Genomic DNA, 18,576 nt, shown 5'->3' on the forward strand with positions numbered 1-18,576 from the left:
TGTACAGATATTATTTTAATTTGTGCAAGGGTTCGGAAAAGCAAGGCGCTGATGCCACACGCAATCAAAAAGCAGCCATACCGCAGTTCTCAATCTTGGTGAGCGATGCCCACGGAGGCCGATGCCCACGGAGGCCGATGCCCACGGAGGCCGATGCCCGCTTATCAAGCGTACACCTCATGTTACTGAGAAAGGCGATAAGTGCAAATTCTCCATCTCCCTCTCGGCCAGCAATTTATCTGCCAGCAGCTTAGGAGGGCCCAAAGTCTAAATCTATACCAAAAGGCAGTTGCGGCTGTTACGATCGAGCTACAGCGTTTAATCAAACTATGGCCAGCAAATCTCCCTTGCCTTTACTCTCAAACTCAAAAAAGCCTCTACCGATCCCTCAAAACCTGCGCCAACCTTTACTGGTTTTAGCAGGGCTTATTTCTCTGAGCAGTTCAATTTTAGTAGGGAGTGTTGCCGACTCCTCGCCAGCAGTGGCTCAAGAAAGTGAGGGATGCTTCATGCGGAGCTCGTCAGGCCGAACCGTCAACCTCAGCCAATCAGTTTGCGGTTTTCTCCCCGAAGCATTGAATCCCGCTACTTCGCCCGCGGCGAAGTCTGGAGTATTTCAGGCAAAAATTAAACGCCGAGAGGCTAATATCCCCGTCATAGAAGTCACGTTTAACGGCAAACAAAAGTTCGAGATGATGGTAGATTCTGGAGCTAGCGGCACAGTAATTACACCAGCAATGGCTAAAGCCTTGGGCGTTGTTCTTCAGGGAACAGTGCAAGCACAAACTCCCAACGGAGTGGCTACTTTTCCCCTCGGTCGCCTGACTTCTATTGAAGCTGGGGGTCTGGCAGTTCAAAATGTAGTTGTTGCCATCTCGCCATCCCTAGATATCGGACTTTTGGGTCACGACTTTTTTGGTAATAAAGATGTGACTATTAAGCAAGATGTCATTGAATTTCGATCGCGCTCTTAACAAGAAGTCAGCAGTTAGTTGTTATTTGTTAGTTGTTAGTTGTTATTGGTTACTCGTTATTTGTAGCAACTGCTTTCCGAACAACTACCAACTGCTTTCGGGTCAACTAACAACTAATATCATGTCCGATCGATCGCGCATCATACATAGTCGGGGCGGGTTTTTGAGTCGGGGCGGGTTTTTGAGATGGTCGGTTTTTGGCGACTGTTGCTGGTGAACCAGCCCCTACAGGAATCATGGTCAATCGACCGAATATGATATAACAACTGTCAACAGCCAACAGTCAACTGCCAACAGCCAACAGTCAACAGTCAACAGTCAACAGTCAACAGTCAACTGACTTCATTTCAAAAACTCAATCAACTGCTGCAACTTCAACCAAGATTCGCCGCTCAATAAAATGTCCTTAGCCAGAGAAACTCCTGCTGCGTGAGAACCCATAGGAATTGCACCTCCCACCTGAAAAGCCAAAGACGCATTCAAAGCTACAACATCCATTTGTGCGGGGGTACCTTTGCCTTGCAAAACGTTCCGCAAAATCTCGGCGTTTTCCTCAACATTTCCGCCTTTTAACGAGCCGATCGCACTTGGTGTCAATCCTACCTTTTCCGGGTCTAAAGTAGTGAGTTCCACTTTGCCATCCGACAAAACCGCCAAATCAGTCACATCACCCAAACCCGCCTCGTCCAATTTTTCTCTGCCGTGAACGACTACAGCTAACTCAGTCCCCAACTCGCCCAAAGCTCGAGCAATAGTTGATACCAGACTAGGATCGAACACCCCGATTACCTGCCCTGTAGGGCGCATAGGATTGACAATTGGCCCTAATAGGTTAAAAATAGTCCGCACCTTCAAAGTGCGCCGGAGCGACGCTACAGCCTTAAGTGCGGGATGCCACCCAGGGGCAAATAAAAAGGTGATGCCCACGGAGTCTACCGCAGCTCTTACCTTCGCGGGAGCGGCGTTGAGGTTGACTCCCAGTGCTTCCAACACGTCAGCCGAACCCACTTTGCTCGATGCAGAGCGATTTCCGTGTTTCGCGACTCGAACTTTGCCGGCTGCTGCCACAAAAGCTACAGCAGTGGAAATGTTAAACGTGGATGCCCCGTCGCCGCCTGTGCCGCAAGTATCAATTAATTTGAGATTGGAGATTGAGGATTTGGGATTGAAAAGGCTCTCCGACTCGCCTGCAAGCGACTGAGAATGCAATACCTGAGCCATTCCTACCAATTCTTGGGCAGAGATGCCTTTGGCTTGGATGGCAGCTAAAATTGCTCCTGAGAGGACGGGGGGAATAGCTTCGGCTAGCCATCCCTGCATCAAGTCGGCTGCTTGGGCGCGTGAGAGAGATTGTCTGTCTAGTAGTTGTTGCAGGAGGGCTGGCCATACAGGAGAATCCGGCGTCTGGGTTGAAGCAGGGGATAACTCTGGCGTGGCTAGTAGAGGAGAATCTGTCATTTATTAGTTTCTAGTCAAATTTAGCCCGATCGAGGTTTGCGGCCAAACCGAGAATCGATCGGGATTTTACCAGACTTGCCGACCAAATTTTGCGCGATCGGGCCCAGATTTTTGCCCAAATGCCAGCACCGCTACAGAATTTTTCCGCCCGCAGCAGCAGAATATGAATTTTTTGATACAACAATTACCCTATTGTTGTGCCAACTTTACATAGAAACCCCAAATCGTACAACTGCCAGCAGTCTGCTTTATTATCTATCAGCAATAATACTTAACAGTAACTCAGAGCAGCCAAAGACTGATAAAAGTTTCCGACAAAAGTTGTGGAGACCAAAAAATTTTAGAATTTAGGGAGCCCAAGATTCATCTTTGGAGTCAATTCTTTAATCTCACATCTCCAATCTCCAATCGACTGACAGCAAGGACAGCGAGCATTTAGCTCTTGCAGGCGGGTTAGTTGCCTCGGGTAAGAGTCGATCGTACTCTCACCCAAATCCTAAAAATAGAGTCTTGCAGTTGTAGAAGTCGCTGCCTTTTATTATTGTTGTAACAACATCCTTGCTACTAACTTATTTCAGGGTATTCAACTGCTAATATATTCAGGGAGATTTCAAGGAACGGGTTTTTCTAGAACACCTGCACCGCAGGCAGATCGATGTCCCAATGCGATCGTGACAGCCAGTAAGTCGATTTTAGATTTTAAATTTGAGATTTTAGATTTACCCCACAGATAAATCTAGGAGCTTGAACTAGGGTCTAAAATTTTGATCTTTCCACGACAGGAGTACGTGGCACGGTATCCGTTTTGGGGCAGGGTCAAGCCTCAAATAAATACCCGATCGACTAAACTTTCTGCTCAACCACTAACAACTAACAGCCCCGTAAGACAGATGAATAAACACACTCGTCTCCGGCTGCGACACACCATCTTTCAGCCTAACTAACGGCTCAAATTTAACAGGCGGTAGACCAAAAATATTCAACTCACACACAAGAGCAGGGTATTCACAAGTGGGAAATCAAAAATTAGGAAATAAAGCGATAGAATGCCTGAATGTCGCGGAGGCACTGCACCAAATGGAAGCAAAATATTATAGTATGTTTGAAAATGCTGTCTCGGGTATTTTTCAAACAACCCAATCCGGTCGCTACATCAGCGCGAACCCAGCTTTGGCTCGCATCTACGGATATAATTCCGCCGAGGAATTGATGGGCTGTCTGACTGATATCAGCGATCAGCTTTACGTCAATCCCGATCGGCGCGATCAGTTTGTTTCTGCTTTGCAAGAACAGGGTATCGTATCGGATTTTGAGTCGCAGATTTATCGCCGAGACGGAACAATAATTTGGATCGCTGAGAATGCGCGGGCTGTCTGCGATGAATCAGGGAAATTGCTCTACTACGAAGGTTTTGTAGAAGATATCACCCAGCGGAAGCAAGCAGAATCTGCACTTCGAGAAAGCGAAGAACGCCTGCGCTTAATAATTGAAGGCGTTAAGGATTACGCTATATTCATGTTAGATACTGATGGGTATGTAGCTAGCTGGAATTCTGGTGCAGAACGCATTTTTGGATACAGGTCTCATGAAATAGTCGGCAATAATGCGGAGTGTTTTTTCACAAAAAAAGATATTGAAATCGGCAAACCCCAAGAAAAATTAATCCGGGCGGTAGCCGAAGGTCGATACGAAAATGAAGGCTGGCGGCTTCGCAAAGACGGATCGCGATTTTGGGCGAATATTATTGTTACTCCTTTGCGCGATGAAAGGGGAAAGTTGCAGGGCTTTTCTCAAGTAATGCAGGATATTACTGAGCAAAAGCGGGCGGCTGAGGAAAAGATGCAGTTGATTGCTTCTTTGCAGGCGTCGGAAAAAAAGTTTCGCACTTTGTACGAATCGACGACTGATGCGGTAATGCTGCTAGACGAAGAGGGTTTTTTGGATTGCAATCCGGCTACTTTAAAGTTATTTGGATGCAGCACTGAGTCTGAGTTTTGCGGTAAGCATCCTTCGGATTTCAGCCCGCCGTTGCAACCGGACGGACAAGATTCTATGAGTCTTTATCAAGAGCGCATTAATACCGCTATGCGATCGGGAAATTGCCGTTTTGACTGGCGGCACTATCGTTTGGATGGTTCAGAGTTTCCGGCGGAAGTGCTGCTAACTTCTATGGATATCGGCGGCAAAATAGGGCTGCAAGGCGTGGTGCGCGATATCACTTATCGGGTGCAGGCTGAGGAAGCCCTGAAGCAGGCTAACGAGGTATTGGAATGCCGGGTTAAAAAGCGGACAAGTCAGTTGGAAGAGGCTATTAAAAAGTTGAGATTGTCGGAAGAAAAGTTTTCTAAGGCTTTTCGGTCGAGTCCAGATCCGATGATAATTACTACTTTTGCTGAGGGTCGTTTTATTGAAGTTAATGATAGTTTTTTGTCGATGACTGGTTACGCTTTAGAAGAAACGATTTCTAATACAGTACCGGGGTTAAATATTTGGGTAAGGCCTGAAGACCGAGTTAATTTTAGACAAAGTTTGCACGAACAAGGTGTTGTTCGCAATCAGGAATGCGAGTTTCGGATGAAGTCGGGATCGGTGGTGGTGTGTTTGCTGTCAGCAGAGTTGATTAATTTGGACGGCGAACTCTGTATGCTGGCGGTGATGACTGATATTACCGATCGCAAACACGCCGAAGAAGCCCTACGGGAAAGCCAGCGGGCCTTGGCGACGCTGATGAGCAATTTGCCGGGAATGGCCTACCGTTTTCGCAACGATGCCGATCGCAGTATGGAGTTTGTCAGCGAAGGTTGCTATCAGTTATCCGGCTATTCTCCTGAAGAATTTATCGGCACTCGGGAAGTTTCTATATCGGAATTGACTCACCCGGACGATCGCGATAATTTGTGGAATGCCGTGCAAGTTGCCTTACAAGAAAATCGACCCTATCAGCTAAATTACCGAATTACTTCTAAAAATGGCGAATTAAAATGGGTTTGGGAGCAAGGTTTGGGAGTGTTTTCCGACTCTGGAGAATTGATAGCTTTGGAAGGATTAATTACTGATATTTCCGAGCAGAAACGCAGTGAAGAAGCTTTGCGGCGATCGCAAACAGAGTTAACCAAACAAAAACTTCAACTCGAAAATACTTTGCGCGAATTGCAGCAAACTCAAGCTCAATTGATTCACACTGAGAAAATGTCTACTCTCGGTCAAATGATAGCCGGTGTCGCTCACGAAATTAACAATCCCGTTAGCAGCGTCTGCGGCAATCTCGTCCACGTCGGCCACTACACGGAAGATTTGCTGAATTTGATCGATATGTACCAGAAGCACTACCCCCAGCCGCCGGCAGCAATTCAAAATAAAATTAAGGATATCGAATTAGAGTTTCTGCTAGAAGATTTGCCGAAAGCGATGTCTTCGATGCAGGTTGGGGCCGATCGCATTCGGGAAATTGTGCGATCGCTCAGAAATTTCTCTCGCAAAGACGATTCTCAAATGAGCAAGGTTAATCTGCACGAAGGGATTGAAGGAACGTTGCTGATTCTGCAAAGCCGTCTGAAAGCCAGAGGTAACTATCCCGAAATTGCGGTAATTAAGGACTATGGAAATTTGCCTTTGGTTGAGTGTTATGCCGGGAAAATCAATCAGGTATTTATGAATTTGATTGGAAATGCGATCGACGCCATCGAGGAATACAACGAAGGGCGTTCTGTTGCCCAAGTCAAAGCTAACCGCAGCAAGATTAAAATTAGGACAGAAGTCCAAAACTCCCATGCTGTAATTAGGATTTCTGACAACGGCCCCGGTATGCCAGAAGAAGTTTCCCAGCAGTTATTCGAGGCTTTTTTTACCACCAAACCCGCCGACAAAGGCACCGGTTTAGGGCTGTCAATTTCCTACAAAGTTGTCCAAGAACACGGTGGCAAACTGAGTTGCGTGTCTGCACTCGGCCACGGAGCCGAGTTTATCATAGAATTGCCGATCGAACAAATTAGCGATTGTTGACCGACTGAACCGGGAATTAGATGATACTGAGCCAGACGCGACAGCAGGACTGAACTTTGTCAGGCAGAGGATATCCATATTTTCTGAAAACGAGATAGTGATGCAGTTTTTTGCTGCATTGAATAATAGACTTCTTGCAAAATAATTTTGTGCTAATATCGAAAGTCTAGCCAATTTTATAATCTAGCAGGCCCGGCAAGTTTAAGGAGATGCCAATCAACCCCATAATTCAAAGTTTGACCTAAACTCGAGCCGACTGTTAAGGATAACACATATTTTTTTCAAGAGGTTTATTAAGTTATAAAAGGCTAGCTCCTGTGTGTCTTGCATCTTTCTCAATAAGGCTTGAGAAACCGGGTTCCTCTACGAAAAATCCGGAGTTTCAGGTAAGGGCAGTTGCAAGAAAGTAGTTTCTGGCTCTGGTGCAAGATGTGAGCAGACACAAAAAAACCAGGTATGTCAACGAATGTTTCGATCCTAAAATCTTCTTCCCTTCTGTCTTCTGCCCTCTGCCTTGCCTCAACAGTAAATATTAATGCCGACCTACTTAATTATCTCTGTGCAAATTGTCGATCGAACACTGACTTGAGCTTGCTGCGTAGTAACCGTTGAATATGTAGATGCTTGCCTGGTTTCACCCGAGTCATGGTTCGGATAACCAGATTGTCAACATCAAAATTTTCTAGTCCTTCAATTCGCGTGGGTTCCAATACTTCTGGGCATTCACTCTGAAGCTGCAGTCCGGCCTCATTAATTAATGCATACACTGCATCCAGATCCAAACCTGGTAGAGCTGGAACATCTACCTTGGCATAGCTGTATCGCTTGGAGTAATTGACGATTGAGCCGATTTCTCCGTTGCGGATAATCTGTAACTGTCCGTCTGGGTGACGAACATGAGTAGTACGGAGTTCGATGGCTTCAACTTCTCCCTCCAAAATCCGGTCTTCTCCCTTCCCTGCCTCGATGTAGTCACCGACAAGATAGTAGTTTTCAAACAAAATGAAGAAGCCGCAGACAATATCGTTGATTAAGTTTTGTGCCCCAAACCCCACAGCTATACCGACTATACCTGCTCCAGCCAGAATGGGAGTTGGATTGATGCCAATTAAATTGAGAACAAAAATTCCTCCGACAAAATAAGTCACATACTTTAAGATACTTTTGAAGAGGGGAATGATAGTAAGACGCCGCTGCCGCTGCAAATCGGTAAGATGATCGGTTTTGAGGACTAAATCTTCTAAGATGATATTAGTAAATTCAATAAATACTCCACACAGGAAATAGAGTCCAATTATCTGGACGATTTGACCTGAATAATTCGTAATCCAAGCGATGGAGTCGATGTCTTGAATAATTAGAGTTGCGATCGCAACATACAAAATGTATTCCAGTGCCTTCTTCAGTCCTGGCATTAAGTGTCGAAAGCGTTCATAGTGACGCAATACATTTTCGCTGCTGGAGTAGCGCAGACTCAGAGCATCCAGCGTGTCGATCAGCACAGACAGCACTTTGATGAGCAACTGCCCTAGAGAAACTGCCAGATAAGCTTTGAGTCCGACTCTGAGATACTTGGTGACGACAGCCGGTGCGTTCAGAAAATCGCTGCAAAAAATCAACGCCAGCAGCCAAGTTCCATTTGATACAATCTTTTTGAGCGAGTTGAAAAATACCTCAACGCTTTCGTCGTTGGCGGTGATCTGATCCGAGCCTTGAGCCAGCATGCTGCCCCGATCCAGCACCTTTAGTAGATAAGGTAGACTGAGCTTGACCAGCAATAGTAGGCTAATGCACTTCAAGAAGGCGATCGCTAGTTGGTTCCAAATTTTGCGGGGAATGCTGCTGAGCAAACCCAGGTAAAAGGACAAAAGACTTTTCCCCTGAAAAATCAGTACCCCATTCACTCCTGCCACCAGCAAACACAGAGCGACGCAGGTCACGAGTAATATGACCGTGATATTTTGTCGCAGGTTCGTGACTTTTGGAGAGTGATTCCGAAACCGGGTTGACTCTAGCGCTTTCAAGCTAAAACCAGCCAGCCAGTTCAAAAACACGAACCCAGCCACAAGCCCAGCAATTCCGAAAAGGGTAATGGCTATATCTACCACCATGGGTAGTTTATGACTTCCAAACATTTGACTTTTTCCTGCTCTAAACTATCTAGACTGGTAGGGAAGTAACCGACTCTGACAATTCCCTCACATGATTGGGTGAGATAAAAATTATAGAATGAAGGCATTGTACAACACAAAACTCCACCATTTGGCGAGGTTAAGTTGCAAGATTTTAACAGTTAGTGAAGGGTTAAAGCTGACGGGTAACACCATTGGTAACAAGTTAGAAGAGAGTAGATCGTGTCAATACCTCTGGGGATAGAAATATTATAAAATAATAATGATAATGAAATAGAGGAAAGGGTGAGAGAGTCCGCCGCAAGCGGACTCTCTCACCCGATTGCGATTATCATTATTAATAAGTTGTGTACTCGATTGGCGTTGCATCGCGATCGATAATAATGGCGGACGATCGATAATAGTTACGGACGATCGATAATAGTTACGGACGATCGATAATAATAGCGGACGATCGATAATAGTTATGGGCGTTGGTATTATCAAATGATATAATTGACAAATAATTGAGCGATTGTGTAGGTCAGTAAATATGGCTAAAAGTCAAAAAACCAACCGTGACCACGCCAAAAAAACTACAAAACCGATGGTGGAGGACGAGGAGATTGCCTCGCAACTATCGGCATTACTAACACCGGCGATTACCTCACAAGAAAATTACTACCGTCAACTGGGTTTGCGAGGAAGAATTCTTAACCTACCGTTGATGGTAGCAGCAGTATTAACTTTGCTATGGCGAGACGTATCTGGAGTAACAGCACTCACAAGAATGTTAGCAAGAGAAGGTTTTTTGTGGTGCCGACCTAGAACAGTAACTCAACAAGCAATGTCTCAAAGGTTTCTAAGTTTTCCCGCCACATTATTTGAGGGAGTATTCAAAAATTTATTACGCCAGTTTAAGAACTGCTTGGTACCAGAGAAACCAGCGACCTTTACCAGAAAGCATTCAATTTGCCTTGAACAAATTTTCGAGAATTTGGACAGTATAGAGCTGCGACGCTCGAAGCATTGTTTTGCAAGCTCAAGAGCCTGGAAGATATACCTAAACGGCAGTTGGCAGTTAAAATGGCAACAGTTATAGATTTAATGACCAGGCTCCCGGTTGATATTTGGTTTCAGGAAAAACCGAGAGCTTAGTCATGTTAAGCTTGAAGAAAAAATCCTGCAATTAGTGCCAGCTAAAACCTTACTCTTACTGGATAGAGGATTTTACCATTTTAGCTTTTGGCTCAAATTAATTGAACGATATATCCATTTAATTACTCGTTTAAAAAAAGGAGCAGCAATTCAAATACAGCGAGTATTTACCAAAAGTTACGACCAGAAAGATAGTCTAGTACGTTTGGGTTCTGAAAATGCAAAAACTCCATTTATTACCTTAAGTCTGATAGAAGTTCGTTCGGGTAAAACCTGGCATTCTTATTTGACAAGCTTACTTGAGCCTCAAGTATTACCACCCTACGTCGTAGCAGATTTATATCGCAGGCGTTGGAGGATTGAATGGGCTTTTAATACCGTAAAAAGGCTGTTGAGATTAAGTTATTTGTGGACGGGTTCTCTCAACGGCATCCAGCTTCAAATTTGGGTAACTTGGATATTTTATGCAATCTTAGTGGATTTAGGTGATGCCGTTGCCGATCGACTCTCTTTACCAATAGATTCGATTTCATTAGAAATGATTTACCGGGGTCTTTACCATTTTTATGTGGCACGCCAAAAAGGTAAGGCAACCGATCCGAGAGAGTATTTTGCCACACCCGAAAATCGAGATTTAGGTATTGTTAAATCTCAACGAAAACCCAACGTTAAGTTAATTGTGGCACCTTTTCCCGATCGACAGCGAGGGTCTGACTGCTTTTTCTTTGAAGCATCTTCTTAAATCCCCTTGACAGATGCCATCCAAGCTTAACTTGTTACGAATGGGGTAACACAGGGAGCTACAAAGCAGACAGAATCAGGGAGATAGCCCGTTGACCCCGTTGATACTAAAGCTTAGGCTACGATCGAGTGCTTCGTGATAGTTGTGGGTGCGGAATTTAGGTTTTACCAAACAACTACCAGTTTTTGCAATATAACCTATCTTAGTACCATTCGGGTAAAGCGAATTAGAGATTGAGGTTGACTGCCCTGGGGGCTGATTGTTGTCAAAAAAAAGATAGGTCGAGTGGTTCTTTTATTTTGAATCGCGATCGTTTAAAAGAGCGATCGGGACGATCGGACTCGTTAGCTCGCTGATTAACCGGACGCGATCTAACGAGTAATTCTGATTTCTGATAACTATTTTCGACAAGGACTAAAAGATTGTCGGTGAAAGACAGATACACCGCAGCGTTCCAAAGCTAACTTATGTTTAGCAGTACCATATCCCTTGTTATTTGTCAAGTCATATTCAGGATACTTAACAGCTAAACGTACTATTAATTCATCGCGCCAAACCTTCGCCACAATACTAGCAGCAGCAATCTGAATCGATCGCGCATCACCCTTAATCATCGTCTCTTGCTCGATCGCCAAATTTGGAATCCTTTGATTCCCGTCAACCAAACACAAATCCGGCGTCACCTTCAACTTCAAAATCGCCCGTTTCATCGCCAACAAAGAAGCCTGCAAAATATTGAGGCGATCGATCTCCCGCACCGAAGCCGCACCAATTTGACAGTCAACAGCCACAGCCCGGATTTTTACAGCTAACCGACTCCGGGCTGCGGCACTCAACTGCTTGCTGTCGCGCACCCCGCAACTTGCTAATTCATCGAGAACTTCGTCGGGCAAAATGCAGGCAGCAGCCACCACCGGCCCGAACCAAGCCCCTCGTCCGACTTCATCCACACCAGCAATTACCAAAGCGTTCGAGGGAGAGGGGGAAAGGGGAAGATGGAAAGATGGGAAGAGAGTAAAAATTTCTACTTCTTCCTTCTTCCCTCTTCTCTCTGACTTCTTCCTTCTTCCCTCTGGCTTCATATCACTCATCCACAACGGCTGACGAGCGGCGGCGGCGGCGGCGGTTGATAGCAGGCTCCTCGGGTTCGCTGGGTTCACTGGGTTGGCTGGGTTCGATCGGCTCATAGGATTCGATCGGCTCATAGGATTCGATCGGTTCATTAGATTCGATCGGTTCATTAGATTCGATCGGTTCATTAGATTCGCCCATCACATCGCTGGGTTCCTCCATCGGATCAAAATCATCAGTTTCGTCGATCGAACTCTCGCCGTAAATTTGGGCCTCATCATCCTCATCAGAAAAAACAGGCTCAACTGCCGACCTTTCTGGATAATAATCCGGTTCCTCAGCATTCTGTGCAGACGGCGCCGGTTCAAATTCAAATTCGAGCTGCTCGAAAGGCGGCTTGTTCGGGGCCGCTCCGGGGAGAGTGACTGAAACGATCGCATTCTTAGGATTTTTCACGCTGCGATCGGTAAGCACCAAAGGAGAAATGCCCATCAGAGCATAAACATCCTGCTCCTCCGCCGTCATTTCCACCGAAATCACCTCTGGAGGCTCCACCATCGGCTTCATCAATTCAGACTTAGCCGGACGCACGCGATCGAAATCCTCGCGCCTGCCAACAGTCGCCATATTCACCAGCCCGAAGCCCTCCGAAGCCGCCCGGATGCCGGGGGGTGCCAGATACTCAGAGCGCGTATCCGCGACGGGCGCGCTCGAAGTATTCGGCAGCCGCAACTTGCTGCGTACCGGCTCCTCCTCCGCCGGGAGAGCAAAAGGCTCTTCGCCAATCCGGCGGCGGCGGCGGCGTCTAGTTCCGTTCCCCAAATCCTGATAGCTGGGATGGTTGAGCAAGTCCAAAGGCAAGGCGTTGCTGCCGGTCTCAAAATCCAAACTTTCGCTTTGAGGTTCCCAAGCAGCCCGAGCAGGTTCGGGGGGGCGTTCTTCCCGCACTGGTGCAGGAGTTGCAGCCGCCACAGGCGTCAAGCTGCGGCGTTCCAATCCTTCGGGCAAATTCAACAAAACGCGGTTCGACGTAGCAACAGTGCGATCGCCCGATTCCCGCACCGCTGCGGCGAAATCTTCTTCCCCGGGCAAGTGCACCAGATGACCCAACCCGCTGCAAGTAGGGCAAGTGTGACCGAACAACTCATAAATATTTTGACCTTGGCGCTTGCGGGTCAGTTCTACCAGTCCCAATTCCGACAGTTGAGCGATTTGCGGCCGAGCTTTGTCAGCTTTGAGAGCTTTATTGAAATGTTCCAGCACCTGCAACTGATCGCGGCGGGATTCCATGTCAATAAAGTCAACAATAATCACCCCGGCAATATTGCGTAACCGCAGTTGTCTGGCAATTTCCGTTGCTGCTTCGCAATTTGTCCAGAGTACAGTTTCCCGAGCCGTCGCCGATCGAGTAAACGAGCCAGAGTTGACATCGATCACCGTCAGCGCCTCAGTCGGCTCGATAATCACATAACCGCCCGAAGGCAAATCAACCCTTGGTCTGAGGGCTTCTCTAATCGCAGCGTTAACCCGGAAAAATTCTAAAATCGAGGCGCGCTCTCGGTGGTGGTCGATCAAAACTCCCGCAGGAAGTTTACCGCCGTTCCAGCTCATCAACTGCTGCTTCACCCGCTTAATTCCATTTTGCGAGTCCACCACAATCCGATTCACGTCACCGCTGAACATATCTCGCAGCACCCGCTGGATAAAATCGTCATCCCGGTTGAGCAGTGCCGGCGCCCGCGAAGTACCGCCTTCAAGTTGAACGGCTTCCCACTGTTTTTGGAGGACTTCCAAATCTTCCATGATCGCTTCTTCAGTCATCCCTTCAGCTTCAGTGCGTACCAGCAGCCCCATCCCGGCCGGTTTCACCAAAATAGCCAGGGCTCTGAGGCGGTTGCGCTCGGCTTCCGACTTGATCCGCCGCGAGAGATTGACTCCCCTGCCGTAGGGCATCAGTACCAAATAGCGGCCCGGCAGGGTAATGTTGCCTGTCAGCCGGGGGCCTTTGCTGCCCGTCGGTTCTTTCATTACCTGTACCACCACTTTCTGCTGGGGGGTCAGGAGTTCTGTAATTGCTCCTGCCGAGCGTTTAAGGCGCAGCGGGCCGAGGTCTGTGACGTGCATAAACCCGTTACGTTCTGGATCGCCAATATTGACGAATGCCGCATCTATCCCAGGGAGTACATTTTCAACAATTCCCAAGTAAATGTCACTGACTTGGTGGCTGCCTGTGGCTACCACAAGTTCTTGGATTTGATCTTCTGAAAAGACGGCAGCAATGCGATGCTGCTCTGCTATAACTATCTGCTTTGTCATTCAATTTCCTCAAAAAACTGGCAGCAAGTTAGAGACACTTACGCACTCATAGTGCCTCTGACTTAGACTGTAATTAGTAGTAGCTTGAAGAGTTATTAGCTGTGAGTTGGTGCAGGCTGGAAGGAAAGTTAACTGTTGACCGTTCACTGTTAACTGTTGACTGTTCACTGTTAACTGTTACAGATAAAGTAGTTAAACCCGCCCGTACAGAGTTATGAGTTATGCTCAGCAGATAAATCTGAGAGATAGAAATAAGGAGGCTTTTATCGAGTTAGCAATATTGAGATTTGAGTTGAGAATTGCGAAATCAATACTCAAAATTCAACACTTACAACTCTTCCTTTGAACGAGCGCGAATAAATTCATCGACACCGTACCAATTTCTTAACACACAACTTAACACTACGAACTGATAACTCCGCTTGCGTGGTGGTTGAGGGCTGGTTTTGAGCGAAAGTAGGTAGGAGTGAAAGCGCCTAGACTTTTGTTGAATTCTTGCGCGATCGCACTCAACATACCCCAGCTTGGCATTCGACTGCAACCTCCGCCCCTGCCAACCCTAAAACCTCGTCAGTCGATTTGAGATTTTAGATTTGAGATTTTAGATTTACTCCACAGATGAATCTGAGAGCTGGAACTTTAATCTAAAATCTAAAATTTTGGTTCTCCACGAATTAAGTCGGGGGCTTATCTCCGTTTTTTGACTGGTCAGTCGATTTGAGATTTTAGGTTTTAGATTTGAGATTTTAGATTTACTCCACAGATGAATCTGGGAGATTGAACTAAAGTCTAAAATCTAAAATTTTTGGCTCTTCACGACTTAAGTCGGGGGCTTATCTCTGTTTTTTGACTGATCGGTCGATTTGAGATTTTAGGTTTTAGATTTGAGATTTACTCCACAGATAAATCTGGGAGCTGGAACTTTAATCTAAAATCTCAAATTTTTGGTTCTCCACGACTTAAGTCGGGGGCTTATCTCCGTTTTTTGACCCGTCAAAAACATCTATTGTTGAATACCCGCTCTGCGGTTTGAACCGTGAGATTATTGAATAAGCCGACCACCGACAACCAGTCGATCAATCGAAATTAATCGCTAAATGTGGTTCAGACCCCGCTCCAGCGGGTTTGGCGGTAGATTTAGCCCGTGAATGTACAACAAAAAGGCTTGAAGTCTTGAACAGAAGCAATTTGCACCCAGCCCGCGTTGCTGGTTGACTCTTAGCGGCGAGCGACTAAAGCGCTCGAGCCGCGGCGGCTTCCATAACAAGCGATTATAGCGTGAAACGACACATCCCGATCGAGAGTCGAAGGTGAAATATTCCACCACGCCTTCCCTATCTTAACCATAACCCAGGATTAGCTGACTGCGCTCAACCTGCAGAAGCTGAATTTCCTGCTGGCTGACTTGTTCGAGCATGAACACAATATGTTCTGGCTTTAGCAAGTTGCCGTCGCTGCGACAACTGCCGGTAAAGCGCAAGACGGCTCTACCTTCGGATGTAGCACTCCTAGCAGAGGTGCTGCTGTCTGGTTTCTGCTCTACAAGTTCTAGTTTGTGCAGTCGATCGCGCAAATTGACATTCTGCGTCTTTCCCGACTTAGTAGTATGCACCCGCCAAAAAGCCTCGGTTTCGACGATCTTCTTGACCCAAGCTTCCCAGTTGGCATCAGGAGCCACGGAGACAGGAGCAGCATTTTCCCGGTCTAATTCGCCATTTTCTGTCAACGAGCCCGCTACAGCGACAGCAATCACGTACTCCGCTGCTTCCAACAACTGGTTAGCAGAAGGAGCTTTGAGATCGATCGACTCAACCTTGTAAATCGGAATATTTTCCGGCAGCTTAGCGACCAACTTTTCCCGAAAACTTTCAACATCGATCGGCTCAGTTAGCTCAAAGTCGGCAATTTCCCCAGTGCTGGCAACGCCCAGAGGCAGAGCATTTGCCAGAGAAATCCGAGGGTTCGGGTGAAACCCGCCGGTAAACGAAATCGGCAAATCGGCTCTGCGGACTACTCGATCGAACAATCGGATCAAATCCAAATGACCAACCAAAGCCATATCGCCCACCTTCCCGAACCAAACCCGCAAACGCTGTTTCCGCTCCGTATTCGGGACAAACTGCCCAGCAAACTCAGGAATTGGCAGCGCATCCACAACCACATTGTGTCCGAAATCGGTACCGCAAACCCCGCAGCGCGAACACCCTTCAAAAGAACAGTCTGGAACCGTCGCTGCTTCTAAAGCCTTTTGCAAGTCAATTTTCAGCCAGTTTTTGTCGATCCCCGTGTCTAAATGATCCCAAGGCAAAGGTTGATCCAGTAGGGGCGGTGCCGCCGTGCCCGCCCCCGCCGTGCCCCCCCCCGGCGTTAAATTCATCCGTGTATCCGTGTCCGCATCCGTGTCGTGATCCTCTTCCTTCTCAAAAAGATTCCACTCGCCGCTTTCGACTTGGCGGTATTTCCAGGTAAGGCCCGATTCATCGATCGCCTGAGTCCAAGCTTTGTAAGCCCGATCCAAGCTTTCCCACCACGCATCCATACCCGCGCCAAGTTCCCAAGCGCGGCGGACTACAGCAGCCAAACGCCGATCGCCCCGTCCGACAAAATCCTCCATTGCCGAAATCCGCACATCAGTGTAATTCACCTTGACGCCCCGCATCCCCCGAAACTCTTCCTTCAGGAGTTTTTGCTTGCGGGAAAACTCAGCAGTAGAAACCGAGTGCCACTGAAAAGGAGTGTGAGGCTTAGGCGTAAAATTAGAAATTGTCAAGTTAAAAGTCAGTCCCCGCCTGCCATCCACCCTGCATTCCCGGTGCAGCCAGCGGACTGTTTCGGCGATGCCGAGAACATCGAAATCGGTTTCTCCGGGCAAACCGATCATAAAATACAGCTTGATTTTATCCCAGCCGCGATCGACCGCAGTTTTGACACCCCGAAGCAATTCTTCGTTGGTCAAACCTTTGTTAACGATGTCCCGCATCCGCTGAGTACCAGCTTCCGGGGCAAAAGTCAAACCCCCTTGTCGCGTACCGCCGAGAATGTCGGCAATATTATCGTCAAATCTGTCAACCCGCTGGCTGGGTAGAGACAGAGAAATATTTTTATCTTTCAGGCGATTTTTGATTTCCATCCCGACTGCTGGGAGTGCCAGATAGTCGGAACAACTGAGGGAAAGCAGGGAAAACTCGCTGTGCCCGGTGGCTTGCATCCCCTGTTCGATCGCCTCTACGACTTGCTGCGGTTCGACATCGCGCGCGGGGCGAGTCAGCATTCCCGGCTGACAGAAGCGACAGCCGCGGGTGCATCCCCGGCGGATTTCTACTGTCAGTCTGTCGTGTACTGTCTGGACGTAGGGAACCAGCCCGATCGAATAAGCTGGTATCGGAGTTGCCACGCGGCGCAGAATTCGTTCTGGAACTTGCGGGCGGTTGGGACGAACAGAACCGTCGGCCGCCATATCGTAGAATTGAGGGACGTAGACGCCTGGAATTTGCGCTAAATCCAGCAGCAATGCTTCTCGGCTCAAATTATTAGTTTTGCCTTCTGCCAAAATCAAGCCAATTTCTGGCAGCAACTCTTCTCCATCTCCCAAAGCGATGAAGTCAAAAAAGTCCGCGTAGGGTTCGGGGTTGGAAGTTGCCGTTTGCCCGCCAGCAAAAATCAGCGGCATTTGACCGTTTTGGCGATTTGTCGCTCTTTCTTGCCAAGTTAGGGGAATGCCGGCCAAATCCAGCATTTCCAGAATGTTTGTAGCTCCGAGTTCGTAGCTGAGGCTGAAGCCCAGAATATCAAATTCTGTGAGCGATCGCCTTGATTCTACGGCAAACAGGGGAGTTTTGGTCGATTGCAGTTTTGCTGCCAAGTCTGGTGCGGGCAAATAAGCCCGATCGCACAACTGTCTCGGCAAAGCATTCAAAATGTTGTAAAGGATGATGTGCCCCAGATTGGAAGCACCAACTTCATAGACTTCTGGGTAAGTAAGAACCCAGCGCACAGACGCCCCGTCCCAAGGCTTGTGCGTAGCCCCCAATTCGTTTCCCAGATAACGAGCAGGCTGATTAATCTCTGCTGTAAGTAATTCTTCGATTTTTACTGCCACGGCTCGACTCGCTAAATATTTGCGACTCTTAAGCAGCCTACCTTAAAATCTGCCAACACGCCAACGACTGTCGTCTGTCTTTTCGGGCATTTAACCGAATTTGCTGTGTTTTGTTGCGTGTTCTCGTCGATGAGGAGGCTCTATCAGTGTTGTTTTACGCAGGAGTTTTCGGCATCAAAGCTATCGACATTTTCAAATATCTCAAAAACTCGATCGAGTTGGCTGAGTTCCAGAATCATCTTAATTCCGGGGGATACCGAGCAAAGACTAAACCTGCACCCCATTTTTTTCGCCTGCTTCAGCCCCGAAACCAATGCCATCAAACCGGCACTGTCAATAAATTTTACTGCACCCAAATCTACGAGTACCGCTACAACCCCAGGGGCTGCAATTGCTGTCGCTAGTTGCCGTCCGACTTCTGGGCAGGTGGCTGCATTCAGGTAGTCTAGGGGTCGAATCACCGTAATTGGTTTATGGGCAAGAAGTGTCTGCATATGTCAAGCCTATGATTGCTACGTATTTTCAACTACTGCGCTGGACGGATGTAAGCATAAACGTACTTGATTACTCTGAATCCTAACTTAAGCTGAGGCAAACTGACTAGTTGTTTTCAGTGCTTTTACTGAATCTTTATTTATTGACTCA

The 18,576-nt window shown here is 47.3% G+C and carries 11 protein-coding genes and 1 pseudogene; 3 read left to right on the plus strand and 9 right to left on the minus strand.

Annotated features, from left to right (window positions below; genetic code table 11):
- Positions 1-329 precede the first annotated feature (329 nt).
- Complete coding sequence (locus OSC7112_RS14645) at positions 330-974, plus strand: retropepsin-like aspartic protease family protein (RefSeq protein WP_015176629.1); 645 nt, start codon at positions 330-332, stop codon at positions 972-974.
- A 106-nt stretch (positions 975-1,080) separates the two neighbouring features.
- Here the strand turns inward: OSC7112_RS14645 and OSC7112_RS41765 are convergent, their stop codons facing one another.
- The 3 genes from OSC7112_RS41765 to OSC7112_RS39760 all read right to left on the minus strand — a co-directional run bounded on the left by OSC7112_RS41765 (position 1,081) and on the right by OSC7112_RS39760 (position 2,613).
- Positions 1,081-1,212: a hypothetical protein gene (locus OSC7112_RS41765; RefSeq protein ID WP_263053611.1), complete on the minus strand. Its 132-nt coding sequence runs from the start codon at positions 1,210-1,212 to the stop codon at positions 1,081-1,083.
- 104 nt (positions 1,213-1,316) lie between these two features.
- The gene (trpD, locus tag OSC7112_RS14650; RefSeq protein ID WP_015176630.1) at positions 1,317-2,432 is read right to left on the minus strand and encodes an anthranilate phosphoribosyltransferase; all 1,116 of its coding nucleotides are present in this window, start codon (positions 2,430-2,432) and stop codon (positions 1,317-1,319) included.
- 10 nt (positions 2,433-2,442) lie between these two features.
- A complete protein-coding gene (locus OSC7112_RS39760) occupies positions 2,443-2,613 on the minus strand; it encodes a hypothetical protein (protein WP_190274400.1) in 171 nt (56 codons plus the stop codon).
- 830 nt (positions 2,614-3,443) lie between these two features.
- Here OSC7112_RS39760 and OSC7112_RS14655 point away from each other — a divergent pair.
- Positions 3,444-6,434, plus strand: coding sequence for a PAS domain-containing sensor histidine kinase (locus tag OSC7112_RS14655; protein WP_015176631.1), 2,991 nt, complete (start codon positions 3,444-3,446; stop codon positions 6,432-6,434).
- 551 nt (positions 6,435-6,985) lie between these two features.
- Here OSC7112_RS14655 and OSC7112_RS14660 read toward each other — a convergent pair.
- Positions 6,986-8,569, minus strand: coding sequence for a mechanosensitive ion channel family protein (locus OSC7112_RS14660; protein WP_015176632.1), 1,584 nt, complete (start codon positions 8,567-8,569; stop codon positions 6,986-6,988).
- Positions 8,570-9,152: 583 nt separating this feature from the next.
- Here OSC7112_RS14660 and OSC7112_RS37060 point away from each other — a divergent pair.
- Positions 9,153-10,445: pseudogene (locus OSC7112_RS37060) on the plus strand (IS4 family transposase).
- Positions 10,446-10,843: 398 nt separating this feature from the next.
- Here OSC7112_RS37060 and OSC7112_RS14670 read toward each other — a convergent pair.
- The 5 genes from OSC7112_RS14670 to OSC7112_RS14685 form a co-directional block, all read right to left on the minus strand.
- A complete protein-coding gene (locus OSC7112_RS14670) occupies positions 10,844-11,527 on the minus strand; it encodes a ribonuclease HII (RefSeq protein ID WP_015176633.1) in 684 nt (227 codons plus the stop codon).
- A gap of 1 nt (position 11,528) precedes the next feature.
- On the minus strand, positions 11,529-13,832 hold the full coding sequence (gene rne, locus OSC7112_RS14675) for a ribonuclease E (protein ID WP_015176634.1): 2,304 nt from the start codon (positions 13,830-13,832) through the stop codon (positions 11,529-11,531).
- Positions 13,833-14,234: 402 nt separating this feature from the next.
- On the minus strand, positions 14,235-14,363 hold the full coding sequence (locus tag OSC7112_RS41770) for a hypothetical protein (RefSeq protein ID WP_263053612.1): 129 nt from the start codon (positions 14,361-14,363) through the stop codon (positions 14,235-14,237).
- An 808-nt stretch (positions 14,364-15,171) separates the two neighbouring features.
- The gene (locus OSC7112_RS14680) at positions 15,172-17,931 is read right to left on the minus strand and encodes a TIGR03960 family B12-binding radical SAM protein (protein WP_015176635.1); all 2,760 of its coding nucleotides are present in this window, start codon (positions 17,929-17,931) and stop codon (positions 15,172-15,174) included.
- A 143-nt stretch (positions 17,932-18,074) separates the two neighbouring features.
- On the minus strand, positions 18,075-18,425 hold the full coding sequence (locus OSC7112_RS14685) for an STAS domain-containing protein (RefSeq protein ID WP_015176636.1): 351 nt from the start codon (positions 18,423-18,425) through the stop codon (positions 18,075-18,077).
- Positions 18,426-18,576 lie beyond the last annotated feature (151 nt).

The sequence above is a fragment of the Oscillatoria nigro-viridis PCC 7112 genome (assembly GCF_000317475.1).
In the GTDB taxonomy this organism is placed as follows: Bacteria; Cyanobacteriota; Cyanobacteriia; order Cyanobacteriales; family Microcoleaceae; genus Microcoleus; species Microcoleus nigroviridis.

Bases quoted from the DNA above. Each gene is read 5' to 3' on its own strand.
- OSC7112_RS14645 (WP_015176629.1), top strand. From the start codon at position 330: ATGGCCAGCAAATCTCCCTTGCCTTTACTCTCAAACTCAAAAAAGCCT.
- OSC7112_RS41765 (WP_263053611.1), bottom strand. From the start codon at position 1,212: ATGATTCCTGTAGGGGCTGGTTCACCAGCAACAGTCGCCAAAAACCGA.
- trpD (WP_015176630.1), bottom strand. From the start codon at position 2,432: ATGACAGATTCTCCTCTACTAGCCACGCCAGAGTTATCCCCTGCTTCA.
- OSC7112_RS14660 (WP_015176632.1), bottom strand. From the start codon at position 8,569: ATGTTTGGAAGTCATAAACTACCCATGGTGGTAGATATAGCCATTACC.
- OSC7112_RS14670 (WP_015176633.1), bottom strand. From the start codon at position 11,527: ATGAAGCCAGAGGGAAGAAGGAAGAAGTCAGAGAGAAGAGGGAAGAAG.
- rne (WP_015176634.1), bottom strand. From the start codon at position 13,832: ATGACAAAGCAGATAGTTATAGCAGAGCAGCATCGCATTGCTGCCGTC.
- OSC7112_RS41770 (WP_263053612.1), bottom strand. From the start codon at position 14,363: ATGCCAAGCTGGGGTATGTTGAGTGCGATCGCGCAAGAATTCAACAAA.
- OSC7112_RS14685 (WP_015176636.1), bottom strand. From the start codon at position 18,425: ATGCAGACACTTCTTGCCCATAAACCAATTACGGTGATTCGACCCCTA.